Source organism: Lysinibacillus sp. GW823-FHT02G10 (assembly GCF_058797135.1).
This window is the reverse complement of the sequence record NZ_JBXAJI010000002.1, coordinates 62,437-75,146: the sequence shown is the minus strand read 5'-3', so window position 1 is coordinate 75,146 and position 12,710 is coordinate 62,437. Positions and strand designations below refer to the sequence as shown.

Here is a 12,710-nt window from a genome sequence, read left to right as displayed (position 1 = left end):
GAAAATGTGCATAGCGGATTTGTTATTTTTATAACTGGAATTTTTGAATGATATTGCGAAGCTGTTGAGCCATTTCAGCTAAGTTATTAGAGGAAGCTGTTATTTCTTCGATACTTGCAGATTGCTCCTCAGAGGCAGCAGCTACGTTTTGAATATTGCCTGAAGCTTGAACAGCTACGACCCCCACTTGTTCAACAGAACTAGCAATATTGCTAACACCTTCATTGATATTGGACATCACGTTATTGACATGGTCCATTTCTCTCGTCAGTGCAGTGACTTGGGTATAAATTTCAGCAAATGCCTCTCCGGATGCATTGAATGTTGTTGAGCTTTCGGCAAGATTACTGCTACTGATAGCCATTGATTTGACGGCTTGTGCAGATTCTTCTTTAATCGTTTCAATGCGTGTACGAATACTGTTAGTTGCCTCTAAAGATTGATCGGCTAATTTACGGACTTCCTCCGCTACAACTGCAAAGCCTTTACCGTGTTCGCCTGCACGCGCTGCCTCAATCGAAGCATTTAATGCAAGTAAATTCGTTTGATCTGTAATTTGGGTAATCAATGTCACAATATCCCCAATTTCATTTGTGTATGTGCTTAAACGTTCTACTACAGCTGCTGACTCTTGAATAGCCTGAGATGTTACGGCCATTTTTTCAGTAGCATCTTGGATTGTTGTGTTGCCTTTTTCTGATATAGCAGATGCTTGGAATGCCTTATCTGTTACATCGGTTACACTTGTCACTACCTCTGACATTTTGTTAGAGATGGTTGTAATATGACTATCCACTTCTTCAATCGAAGAAGTTTGCTTTTCTGAACCCGCTGCAACCTCTTGCATAGAAGAGGTTATTTGCTGAATGGATGCACTTGTCTGTTCAGAGCTTGCTGTTAATTCCTCCGACATTGCGGCCACTTGTTCAGCATTTTGAGCGATTTGTTTAATTAACGAACGCAAATCTTCCGTCATGTTTTCAATGCCTGATGAAAGCTGGGCAATTTCATTGGAACCTTTTATGTGAAGAGGTTCAACAGCCAAATCTCCCTGTGCAACTTGACCAACATAACGTGTCATTTTTTTAATTGGCTTTGTAATGCCTACACTAATAAAGTAAGCAACGATTATACCAAAAATTACAAATACTATCGTTAAAATAATACAAATCCAAAGTGTTTCCGTTTGAAGCTTAGAAATGAAGGAAGCATCCATATCTAAACCGAAAATAATATCTGTATCTTTAAATGGGATAAAAATGGATTTATGGATACCATATTCATCCTTATAAATATCACTTGTTTGTGTGTTACCACTAGCTACGGCTTCATGCATTTCTTCACTAAATACATAATCTTGCTGATGATTGTCGGTATTACTTAGTGCGACGATATGTTCCTTACCATTTGCTTTAGAAAGGATATAGGCGTTTTCAACATCATATTTTTTAACCGTTGCATTCAATTGATCTAAAAGCTTTTTGTATTTGTCAGGGCTACCATTATCCGCTGCCTTTACATCATTTTTCTCAATATCTTCAAAAATTGTTGTCGATGTAATCTCTAAAGTAGATTCAAATTGTTTAATAACAAAGTTGTCAATAATGCGGTAAGAAACGGCAAATAACACAATACTAAAGAGCAAGGAAATAATCGCTATTGGAATGGTGAAACTGGCAATATATTTGTAGAGTAAAGAACTCTTAAATTTAGTGACGATACGCAATGTGGGACGCCTCCAGTACTTTAAGCTTTTGCTGTAAGAAATGAATCATATTAGAGATGTGTTCTGTCTCCGTATAAGGTGAGATAGAGAAAAATTTTGCCGCTGCAACTGGTACTTGTTGTGTTGTATCACTAGTACTAACCGTGCAAACACGCGTTGTGTCACCAAAGAATACTTCGTCTCGACCTTCTCCAATAATTTCAAAGAATGAAGCATTGATACCGTTTATGTGTTCTATTTGGTCTTGTGTATAGTGACCAGCTTGTTCAGCTTGCCAATTCATGCCGTCTGGATATAAACGAAACGCTGTGACTGGCCCAATATTGGATTCATTAACCACCTGTAGCATTGGCGTTTTCGCAGCTAATTGAGCACGGAATGCTAAATTCACACGTACATAATTAGCTAATAGTTGTTGATAGCCTTCCTTACCAAATGCCTGCAATGCAGCAAAAATAGCAATGGAGCTACCCATTCGAGAGCATTCTAATGTATAGCCAGTATGATAAGAGCCATAACCACGATTGCCTACATATGGCGTATCAAAGTCCTCAATATCTAGTAGCTGTAAACTTTTACCTTCCTTAATTAAAAATAGACTAGTTAAATAAGGTGTTTGGCCAAGCTTTTGGAAATCAAAGCATAGGCTATCCGCAATGGCTAGATGTTGCATACGTTCACGGATTTGTGCTAATCCCTGTAAAACCTCTGACTCGAATTGGAGTGGGTTTTTATTAAAATCATAATCATTAAAGAAGGCATAAAAACCACCTAAAGCCGAATCAGCATGAATATGTACTGGTTGTAAGTTGTATTTCTTCTCAAGGGTTGTTGTGACTTCTTTGATGGCTTGGACATCATCAATACCAAATTGATCAGTAGCACCTGTTGTCGCTACTACATAAACAGGAATACCGCCATTTTCGATGACGTCTGTCATGCGTGCACGTAAGTCTTCTACATCCATCGAATGATCTTTACCTGCTTTTACACGCACTAAATGTTTACTGCCGATACCCACGGCTTCTACTGATTTTAAAAGACTGTAATGGGCATTCTCTGAAGCAAAGCAATATAAATTAGTAGGAACACCATCTTCTTTTGCTTGAGGGAATTGTTTTGCAATGGCAAGACGAAGTCCACTAAAAACAGCACCTTGTCCACCCCATGTAGTATAGCCAAAACTTTTCGTATAATCATAGCCTACTAATTTAGACATCATTGCTACTACTTTAACCTCACACTCAGCAGCAGCAGGACCATAAACATCCCATAAATTATTGCCATTCAATAGCGCATTTGTAAACTGTCCTAACACTCCAGGAATACTTGCCATCGGTAAAACATTTGTTACAAAGTTACGTGTATGATAAGGGTGTCCTTGCATTAAATGTGTCAATTCTTTTACAACTTGATCGAGTCCGATCCCAGTTGTTGGCACTTGATGCTCTTGCATAAGCTCTTGATAAAAATTAGCAGATCGCTCTTTCATTGGACCAAGAGTTGTCTTATTTGGGTTCTTTAATTCATCTAATGAGGAAACAATTTTCTCTAATAGGGACAAAAAATTCTCTCTTTGTTGGATATTTCCATCTTCGCTCTGGAATAATTGTTGGATATTTTGCATATTCATCATCCTTTTGTAGTTCATATTTCCTCTATTTTTACTTTGATAAAAATAGGACATTATACTAAAGGTATAATAGCATATTTTAGCAGAGATGGTGATTATATTTTACTGAAAAAATATTTATAGACATTTCTGAAAAATCTAAGTTTTATTGACAAATTCTAACTATGTTACTGTAGCTTGATTTTTAAAGAAATATCTTAAAATGAAAAAGGATGATGATATTATTATAAGAAAAACTTTAAGAGCTATTACTTTTTATCTATTTGACTAGTTAAAAGAAAAAATCTGCACAAAGAAAGTGCAGATTTTAAGAATTTCGTTATAGTTTGTTTATTTTGTGGTTTCAAAATTATAGACATGCTGTGCTTGTTTTTGAATCATTACTTGGGGTGTTAATGTTAATAACTTATTTCTCAGGCTAATTAAAAAACGATTATTCATCTGAGCCATTTTGCCAATATTCCATGATTGCTTAGAGTAGTTGGCAAATGCTTGAGTGATATTTTTAAGATATTCATAGTAAACTCGATGAAAGCTATGGAAGACAAAGAAAAAGATATTTTAAAAACAGCAATCAAGATGGATAAGATTTTAGACAATATGGAATATATAAATGTTCCTGTTAAATACAAAGACATTCACAAAGACATACAAGTAGGGGTTACAGATGCAAGAAAAGCAACAAAGCTTATTAAAGACGCTAGTAAAGAGGATAAACCGAATATGCAAGAAGCTGTACTAAAAAGTACTCCACATTTATCGGGTGTAGATGGGGAAAATTGGGATAATGCACTTTATGAGTTAAGTAAGGAAAATAAAGATGCTTATCTTAAAGCACTTGATAAAATAATGAAAGAACATGCGGAATAATATAGTACTATACAACAATTATAAAGGAATTATTTCGTAAAATTAGTTCTTCAACTAACAGGGTGCTTTAGTTCAATAAGAATTAAACAACTTTAAAGAGCCTTACTACACGCTAGAGTGTAGCAAGGCTCTTATATTTTTATAATAATATTAAACAATTTTATTATCGGTTTACCTTTTAAACGTCCATAGAAGGGGATTTTTAATTAACTATTAATGGATTAGACATACCATAACATGAGAACCTAAACAACTAGCACACGCAACAGCACCTACAACATTGCCACCAAATATTACTGACGCACATGCGGCACTACAAATTTGTTTTGTTAGTTCAGGGGCATCATACCAATAGTTTTTTAAGCATTCCCATGAATCACTCCAATAACCTGCTTTAGCACTATTAGTTGATAAAAGGGAAACTTCTGAATTTTCATCGAAATAAACTTGTTTATCAATTACTTTATTTGTACCTACTTCAAGAGTCATACCAAGCATGTCTTCATTGTTTAATGTTGCATAAGTAACATTGATTTCATTATTCTCTATATCTAAAGTTGATTTCATAATGATAAATTCGCCAACTTCACCAGTGGTTTTATCATAAGTAGTCAATAATCGAATATCAAAACTTTCATTGTTCTTTTTATAAGGAATCATCAAACCATCTTTATTCTTACCGTAATCCATATACTCAGTATTTTGCCAATCAAAGTCTTCTCTACTGTATTCACTATGTGTGAAATTCTCTGCAATATCTAAATCCTGTTTCACTTCATTTACAACTACTGAGTCATTAAGGAAACCATTCTTTTCAATTTGCAAAGGTGCTTGTTGTGAGCAACTATTACAATCAGTAGTGTCAGTAGTTTCATTTTTTTCTTTAGCTAAAGCACCTAAATTTACAGATAGGGGTTGAAATGCTAAAAACATAACCATTACAAAAAAGATCAATTTTTTCTTCATTTACTATTCCTCCTAAATTTAAATTTACTTTTTTTTGAAAAATTTGTACCACGGGGTACCTATAAAGAAAACAGCAAACAATAGGATAAGAAAATCATAGGTTTGTATCCCATCTGAAAAAAGGATAAGCAATACGGCTATAAATGCCAATACTCTAAGTAGGACTGATTTTTTCATTTAAGACCCCCATTCTTTTCTGATATTTCGGGAACGGTTGATATACAAAAACCATTCATGGAAAATTTTAACATAAAAAATATTTAATTACCATAAATATACCAATTATTTTATTTTCTTTTATACTACGAAGTATATTCTGTTCTACTAAATAGGTGTAACATTAGATATTATTTTTAAAATATATGTGATATATAATTTACATAAAGTAAACTATATTTTACTCCATATATATGGAGGTTAATATATGAAAAATCATGTAAAAATTGCACGTGTCAAAGCAGATTTGACACAACAACAATTAGCCGATGCAGTAGGAATATCAAGACAGACTGTACTACGGATAGAGAAGGGGAGTTTTAATCCATCCTTGAAGCTTTGTTTACTGATTTGCTATACAGTGAATGCGACATTGGATGAAATATTTTGGGTTAATCAAGGAGATTTTGAATAGAGATTCTAAATAACCTATTTTAATGTAGAAGGAGCAGAGGGAAATGAATGTAGAAACAACTTTGATAATGATGGAAGCTGAAAGACAACAGGCTCAGATTAAAGTGCTAGAACAAATTAAATTGGCAACATACGATAAAGTGATCGCCCAATTGGAGAAAATTTCGCAAGAATAAAAGAATTTAATTACAATTACAAAGGTTTAAAACAAAGACAAAATAAATCCGATTCCACTATAAGCTAGTTTCCTTTTCATTCACTGTGTCCCCTTTCATCCTAAAGATGTATGGTTTTAATGTATGTTATCTGAAAAACAATATCCATGTTGTTACGTATTGAACGTCATTAGCTGTTTGAATACCAAAAAAATACCCATACTACAATCGAGGTGAGAACATGTATAAATTATTATCACATAACGATTTAGACGGAGTAGGGTGTGGGATTTTAGCCAAGCTTGCTTTTAACGATAAGGTGAAGATACGCTACAATTCCATTACAGCACTTGATCGCGAAATCGAATTCTTTTTGGAGAATGATCAACAGAAAACATTTTTGTTTATTACAGATCTTTCTCCAAATGAAGAGAATGAAAAAAGGATTCATGATTATTATCAGGCGACTGGTAATGTGCAATTGTTGGACCATCATAAGACAGCACTCCATTTCAATCAATATGAATGGGGAAAGGTATTAATTGAGGATGAGCAAGGCTTTTTAACGTCAGCTACATCTTTATATTATCAATACCTGGTTATCCATGGACTATTAGAAAAAACAGAAGCCGTTTCTGAATTTGTAGAGTTAGTAAGACAATACGATACATGGGAATGGGAAAAGAACGGCAATTTACAAGCACAAAGATTAAATGCACTCTTTTTTCTAGTGTCTATTGAAGAATTTGAAGAGAAAATGCTTGAGCGTTTAAAAACAAGTGATCACTTTGACTTTGATGATTTTGAAAAGAAAATTTTAAGCATGGAAGAAGAAAAAACAGAGCGTTACATTCGGCGTAAGAAACGGGAGCTTATTCAAACTACTTTGGGAGAATACTATGCTGGGGTTGTCTATGCAGAATCTTATCTTTCTGAGCTTGGCAATGAATTGGGAAAGGAAAATCCGCATCTTGATTATATTGCGATGATTAATATGGGCAGTAAAAAGATATCCTTTCGAACAATCCATGATCATATTGATGTGTCAGCTATTGCTGCCAAATATGGTGGAGGTGGACATCAAAAGGCTGCTGGCTGCTCATTAACAGAGGAAGCTTACAGGCAGTATGTAGTGGCAACATTCCATATAGAGCCTATTCCAGAGGATGCAAAAAGAAATCGTTATAATGTAAAAGGGTCTACGTTTGGAACTTTCTATAAAAATCAGCAAGATGAAATGTTTATGCTCTATTCAAACGATGAGGTTGATTGGATAATTGAAAAAAATAACATGCTACTGACACAATCCTTTGCGAGTTTTAATGAAGCGGAGTGGTTTTTAAAGCGAAATAAACAAGCATGGCTAGTAAGAGATGATCTCTTTGTGGACTATTTAATGCGTGAAGTCAATAAAGGACGTCATCTACATAAAGGGATGTAATATCCTTTTATACATAAATGAATCTTCAACATAGAAGGTTATATAATGCATTATTGAGCACTACAATGAATCATAATGATTTTTATAAAAATGAGGTGTACGGTTGTCCAATGATATGATTCGAGTTGTGGATTTGGATAAGGAAAATCGGAGAAGTAAGAAGTGGCTTATTGTTGTGATCCTTTTATTAATGATTGCTAGTGGATCGACGCTGTATTTGTGGTGGGATCAGGATGTGAATTTTGAAGCCTATAAAACGGATGTAGGGAAAACAGCTAGCAATAGCTTAGGACGGTTAACATTAAATGAAGTGATTATAGATGACAATCAAATTTTACTAAATGCAACTTTCGAACCTGGAAAAGAGTTTAAGCCAGACCATCAAGTATTTTTCTTTCCGCAAATTCTTGTCAATGGGCAAGATTATATGGTTCGTAATGGAGGACAGTCCATAGCAAAGTCTGCCAACGTCTATACGATATATAATAATATTAAAATGGATGATTTTCCGGCTGATGAACAATTAGAATTAGTTATTCGTTATAAAGATTGGAATGTTGAAACACCAATTGAGAAGCCATGGGAATTTCAGGTAGATGCTTCACAAGAGCAATTACAACAAGATCGTGAAATCTTTTCCATTGATAAAAAAGTGAAGCATGTTGATCAGCAGGAAATAACCATTGACAAAGTTGTCTCCACACCTATTTCCACAACGATTTATTTTCATGCTGAGGAAAGTGTTGTCAATGATGCGTTACACTTTAAAATCCAATCAAAATCTGGACAATCATGGGATTTTGCAGCACCCTATCCATTAAATAAAGAGGGTACAAGGTGGGGAAGTCGTGTAGATGCACTCTATCTAACAGAAAAAAAATACACTTTAATTCCAATCAATAAAGAGGGTAGTAAAGTAGGTTCTGCAATTAAAATAAAGAGAGATGAATAATGAAGTAAATTTTACAAACTCTTAATCTAAAAAAAACTGCTTTCCGTGTAAGATGAAATAAAAGATATGGAAAGTAGTTGAGAGTTTGCGAAGGCTTTGGGAGATTTTTTTTGTTGCTTTAAAATTGGGCTGTACCTCATTCGGAGGCCCAACAGCTCATCTAGGTTATTTTCAACAGGAATATGTACAGAAACGTAAATGGCTTTCTGCACATGATTATGGTCAACTCGTTATGTTAAGTCAATTTTTGCCTGGTCCTGCATCTAGTCAGGTGGGGATGGGGGTTGGTTTACTTAGAGGAGGAGTACTAGGAAGCTTTCTATCATTTCTTGGTTTTACCTTACCATCAGTTCTGATACTTATACTTTTTGCCTATTTCTCCAAGTATACAGAGTTTAAGATGGATTGGATTCATGGTTTGAAGTTAGTAGCAGTGGCGATTGTCGCTCATGCTATTTTTGATATGGGTAAAAAACTACTCTCGACAAAATGGCATTGGTTGATTGCTTTATTGACATTGATAACAGTATTGACATGGCTAAATCCATTGGCACAAATCGTAGCAATATTGATTGCTGCTTGTTTAGGCTTTCAACTACTGAAAAAAAGTGATGAGGGTAATACCTCAAAATTAGTTCATATACCCATCTCAAAAACCACGGGCATTGTTTTACTAGTACTTTTTTTCGTGCTACTCCTAGGTTTACCTCTATTAGCAGCTTTATGGCATCATGAGTGGATTTCTATGATAGAGAAGTTTTATCTTGCAGGTGCCCTAGTATTTGGTGGCGGACACGTTGTTTTACCTTTACTGGAAACACAATTTGTTCAAAGTGGTCAAATAAGTACCTCAGATTTTTTAGCTGGCTATGGTATGACACAGGCAGTTCCAGGACCTTTATTTACATTTGCTGCATATATCGGTATGGTCATTGCTGGCGTTCCGGGAGCTATTATTGCTACTTTCGCAATATTTTTACCAGCGTTTTTGCTAGTGGTTGGAGCGCTACCATTTTGGATTAGCCTAAGTCGAATTGCACGACTTAGAGGTGCGATGGCAGGCGCAAATGCGGCAGTCGTTGGCATTCTAGCCGCTGCTTTTGTACATCCCATTGTGACACAAACCATCATCAGCACGTTAGATATTTTCATAGTAGCTGTCTTTTTATGGTGTTTAATTCGATGGAAAATACAGCCTTATTTATTGGTGCTGTTAGGAATTGCTGTGGGCGTCATTTTTTATACATGAAAAATCTGCACTTTCGATTGTTAGATTCTAACTAATAATCGGAGGTGCAGTTTGTTTTGTCATTACAGAATCAATATTCATTAAAAGTACCTGTGAGGTTTCATAGCGTTCCTTCTATCGATTCGTTATAATGTAGAAATGGAAAAGACTTAACGCGAAAGAAGGGATTGCTATGGCACGAGGTGTTTACATTCATATTCCTTTCTGTCATCAAATCTGTAATTATTGTGATTTCAATAAATTTTATTTTAAAAATCAACCAGTGGATGAATATATAGAAGCACTTGGAAAAGAAATGGCCCTAACAACCGAAAAACATCCTGAAACATTCCGTAACATCGAGACGATTTTTCTTGGTGGCGGAACACCGACAGCCTTATCTCCTGAGCAATTGGACAAACTACTAACGTCTATTCATACGTATATTCCAATGAATAGTGTGACAGAATTTACATCAGAGGCAAATCCAGATGAATTGTCTGCAGCCAAATTGCAGGTGTTGTTCGACGGTGGTGTTAATCGTTTAAGCATGGGTGTACAATCTTTTGACCAGGGATTGCTACAGAAGATTGGACGCACTCATAGTAATGATCATGTCTATGAAACAATCGACTTGGCTAGAAAAATTGGCTTCCGTAATATCAGCATTGATTTAATGTATGGTTTACCTGGGCAAACGATGGCGCAATGGAAGGATTCATTAGCCAAAGCTTTTACTCTTGATTTGCCACATTTCTCTGCCTATTCTCTTATTGTGGAACCCAAAACGATTTTTTATAATCAGTACGCTAAAGGGAAACTGTATTTACCGACAGAAGATTTAGAAGCGGATATGTATGATGTGCTGATGCAACAAATGGCCTTACATGGGCTTCAACAATACGAAATCAGTAATTTTGCAAAACCAGGATATCATTCAGAGCATAACAAGATTTATTGGGATAATGATGAATATGCGGGGTTTGGCGCAGGAGCTCATGGGTATTTAGCAGGTATACGCTATTCTAATCACGGTCCATTAAAAAAGTATATGGAAGCTGTTGAGGCAAATGAGCTACCAATTGTCCACGCACATGAAGTATCACAAGTGGAAAAAAGAGAAGAACAAATGTTTTTAGGGCTAAGAAAAACAGAGGGTGTTATGCACTCTATATATGAAGAGAAATTTAAAACACCTATGACTGCGCATTATGATGTGGTAATAAAAGATCTAGTGTCAAAGGGGCTTTTAGAACAGGATGAGCTTGGTGTTCGCCTGACAAGAAAAGGGCGTTTTGTGGGCAATGAAGTATTTCAACAATTTTTGCTAGAAGATTGAGCGATATCGTTGACATAAAATGTGGGATTTGATAACTTAATAATAGTATTAGCACTCCTCTTAGTTGAGTGCTAACAGAGGTGATAATCATGCTAACAAATCGGCAGTTACAGATATTGCAAGTCATTGTAGACGACTTTATTGTGTCTGCGCAGCCGGTAGGTTCTCGCCAAATCTCCAAAAAACAAGGGATTACATTTAGTCCAGCCACTATTCGAAACGAAATGGCGGATTTAGAGGAATTAGGCTTTTTAGAAAAAACGCATACCTCCTCTGGTCGAGTGCCTTCGGAAAAGGGTTACAGATTTTATGTAGATCATTTGTTGAGTCCTCAAGGTATCAATTCCAAGGACATTCAACAAATTCAATCAATTTTTAATGATCGACTAGTAGAAGTAGAGCATATTATCCGAAAGTCAGCCAACATTTTATCAGAGCTGACATCGTATACTTCCATACTTTTAGGACCTGATGTCCAAAGGCATCGTGTTAAACGGTTTTCAATTGTCCCTCTTTCTAGCGACACAGCAGTAGCGATTATCGTGACGAATAATGGGCATGTAGAAAACCGCATGTTCAATCTACCACCTGACTTTACCGCTTCTGATTTAGAGAAAATGGTAAATATCTTAAATGATCGCCTTATTGGAGTTTCATTAGAAGATCTCCATAAAAGCCTTGAGGCTGAAGTGCTAGCAGTGTTACAGCAACATGTTCGATCAGCGGATGATTTTATTCGCGCACTTATCACAGCAACAATGCATAATTCAGAAAGTAAAATTTTCTATGGTGGGAAAACGAATATGTTCAACCAACCAGAATTCCATGACTTAAATAAAGTCCGAATGATTTTGGACTTAATGGAGACGACTAGCCAAGTGCAGTCACTTTTCCATCCGAATGAATCAGGTATTCATATTCGGATAGGCTCAGAAAATAAACAACTAGAAATGGAAAATTGCAGTGTCATTACCACTACCTATTCTATTGGTGATGATCAACAGGGAGCCATTGCTATTATTGGCCCTACACGTATGGATTATAAGCGTGTTGTGGCTTTATTAGACGTAATGCGCTTGGATTTAACACAAGCCTTTATGAAGAATCGTAGTGAATGATAATGAGGAGGATTCAAGTGACGGAAACAACGGAAAACAAAGATTTAGTACAAGAAGATGTACAAGCTGAAACGACAACTGAGGAAGTAGAGCAAACAGAAGTTCTGGAAGAAGTAGAGTTATCAATTGAAGAACAGTATGAGGCTAAGCTGGCTGAACTACAAGCAAAGCTGGCTGACGAAGAAAATCGTCACCTACGTTTACGTGCTGACTTCGATAATATGCGTCGTCGTAATCAGTTAGACCGTGAGGCAGCTGAAAAGTATCGCGCCCAAAGCTTACTATCTGATCTATTACCAGTCCTTGATAATTTTGAACGTGCTTTACAAGTAGAGACAACTTCTGAAGAGACTGCATCGATCATTAAAGGAATTGAAATGGTGTATCGCTCTTTAATTGAAGCAACAGAAAAAGAAGGTTTGCAAGTGATTAAAGCTGAAGGTGAGCAATTTGATCCAACGATTCACCAAGCTGTTATGCAAGAACAAGATAGTGAAAAAGAAACGGGTATCGTCTTACGCGAACTACAAAAAGGGTATATCTTAAAGGATCGTGTATTACGCCCAACAATGGTATCTGTGAACGAATAGTCTTTGCACTATTTAGTCAATTAAAATTAGTTAGAAAACGCATCCCTTGCGTTGACATAATA

At 35.8% G+C, this 12,710-nt stretch carries 11 protein-coding genes and 1 pseudogene; 9 read left to right on the top strand and 3 right to left on the bottom strand.

Going from position 1 to position 12,710, the window contains the following annotated elements; genetic code table 11:
* Positions 1–28: 28 nt before the first annotated feature.
* Both AC1RFD_RS10280 and AC1RFD_RS10275 read right to left on the bottom strand, forming a co-directional pair.
* Positions 29–1,726, bottom strand: coding sequence for a methyl-accepting chemotaxis protein (locus AC1RFD_RS10280; RefSeq protein ID WP_115674117.1), 1,698 nt, complete (start codon positions 1,724–1,726; stop codon positions 29–31).
* Positions 1,710–3,353 (bottom strand): pyridoxal phosphate-dependent decarboxylase family protein, encoded by a 1,644-nt coding sequence (locus AC1RFD_RS10275; RefSeq protein WP_054550089.1) that lies wholly within the window; start codon positions 3,351–3,353, stop codon positions 1,710–1,712. Before AC1RFD_RS10275 ends, AC1RFD_RS10280 begins: the two co-directional genes overlap by 17 nt.
* A 546-nt stretch (positions 3,354–3,899) precedes the next feature.
* Here AC1RFD_RS10275 and AC1RFD_RS10270 point away from each other — a divergent pair.
* Positions 3,900–4,229, top strand: a pseudogene (locus AC1RFD_RS10270) (hypothetical protein); the annotation flags it as partial.
* Between the two features lie 213 nt (positions 4,230–4,442).
* On the opposite strand, the gene AC1RFD_RS10265 reads toward AC1RFD_RS10270, so the two are convergent.
* On the bottom strand, positions 4,443–5,195 hold the full coding sequence (locus AC1RFD_RS10265; RefSeq protein ID WP_227744900.1) for a hypothetical protein: 753 nt from the start codon (positions 5,193–5,195) through the stop codon (positions 4,443–4,445).
* A 424-nt stretch (positions 5,196–5,619) separates the two neighbouring features.
* On the opposite strand from AC1RFD_RS10265, the gene AC1RFD_RS10260 reads away from it, so the two are divergent.
* The 8 genes from AC1RFD_RS10260 (at position 5,620) to grpE (ending at position 12,648) form a co-directional block, all read left to right on the top strand.
* Positions 5,620–5,826 (top strand): helix-turn-helix transcriptional regulator, encoded by a 207-nt coding sequence (locus AC1RFD_RS10260; RefSeq protein ID WP_054550090.1) that lies wholly within the window; start codon positions 5,620–5,622, stop codon positions 5,824–5,826.
* Positions 5,827–5,869: 43 nt separating this feature from the next.
* On the top strand, positions 5,870–6,001 hold the full coding sequence (locus AC1RFD_RS10255; RefSeq protein ID WP_255501587.1) for a hypothetical protein: 132 nt from the start codon (positions 5,870–5,872) through the stop codon (positions 5,999–6,001).
* A gap of 220 nt (positions 6,002–6,221) precedes the next feature.
* On the top strand, positions 6,222–7,421 hold the full coding sequence (locus tag AC1RFD_RS10250) for a DHH family phosphoesterase (RefSeq protein ID WP_054550091.1): 1,200 nt from the start codon (positions 6,222–6,224) through the stop codon (positions 7,419–7,421).
* Between the two features lie 103 nt (positions 7,422–7,524).
* Positions 7,525–8,373: a DUF4179 domain-containing protein gene (locus tag AC1RFD_RS10245; protein WP_492474881.1), complete on the top strand. Its 849-nt coding sequence runs from the start codon at positions 7,525–7,527 to the stop codon at positions 8,371–8,373.
* An 85-nt stretch (positions 8,374–8,458) separates the two neighbouring features.
* On the top strand, positions 8,459–9,622 hold the full coding sequence (gene chrA / locus AC1RFD_RS10240) for a chromate efflux transporter (protein WP_081011011.1): 1,164 nt from the start codon (positions 8,459–8,461) through the stop codon (positions 9,620–9,622).
* Between the two features lie 172 nt (positions 9,623–9,794).
* Complete coding sequence (hemW, locus tag AC1RFD_RS10235; RefSeq protein WP_054550092.1) at positions 9,795–10,940, top strand: radical SAM family heme chaperone HemW; 1,146 nt, start codon at positions 9,795–9,797, stop codon at positions 10,938–10,940.
* 89 nt (positions 10,941–11,029) lie between these two features.
* Complete coding sequence (gene hrcA, locus AC1RFD_RS10230) at positions 11,030–12,058, top strand: heat-inducible transcriptional repressor HrcA (protein ID WP_004227036.1); 1,029 nt, start codon at positions 11,030–11,032, stop codon at positions 12,056–12,058.
* Between the two features lie 17 nt (positions 12,059–12,075).
* On the top strand, positions 12,076–12,648 hold the full coding sequence (gene grpE / locus AC1RFD_RS10225) for a nucleotide exchange factor GrpE (protein WP_054550093.1): 573 nt from the start codon (positions 12,076–12,078) through the stop codon (positions 12,646–12,648).
* Positions 12,649–12,710 lie beyond the last annotated feature (62 nt).

What these genes read in the sequence shown, in the direction of transcription:
- hemW (WP_054550092.1), top strand. Translation starts at nt 9,795, where the DNA reads ATGGCACGAGGTGTTTACATTCATATTCCTTTCTGTCATCAAATCTGT.
- AC1RFD_RS10250 (WP_054550091.1), top strand. Translation starts at nt 6,222, where the DNA reads ATGTATAAATTATTATCACATAACGATTTAGACGGAGTAGGGTGTGGG.
- AC1RFD_RS10275 (WP_054550089.1), bottom strand. Translation starts at nt 3,353, where the DNA reads ATGCAAAATATCCAACAATTATTCCAGAGCGAAGATGGAAATATCCAA.
- AC1RFD_RS10265 (WP_227744900.1), bottom strand. Translation starts at nt 5,195, where the DNA reads ATGAAGAAAAAATTGATCTTTTTTGTAATGGTTATGTTTTTAGCATTT.
- hrcA (WP_004227036.1), top strand. Translation starts at nt 11,030, where the DNA reads ATGCTAACAAATCGGCAGTTACAGATATTGCAAGTCATTGTAGACGAC.
- AC1RFD_RS10260 (WP_054550090.1), top strand. Translation starts at nt 5,620, where the DNA reads ATGAAAAATCATGTAAAAATTGCACGTGTCAAAGCAGATTTGACACAA.
- AC1RFD_RS10255 (WP_255501587.1), top strand. Translation starts at nt 5,870, where the DNA reads ATGAATGTAGAAACAACTTTGATAATGATGGAAGCTGAAAGACAACAG.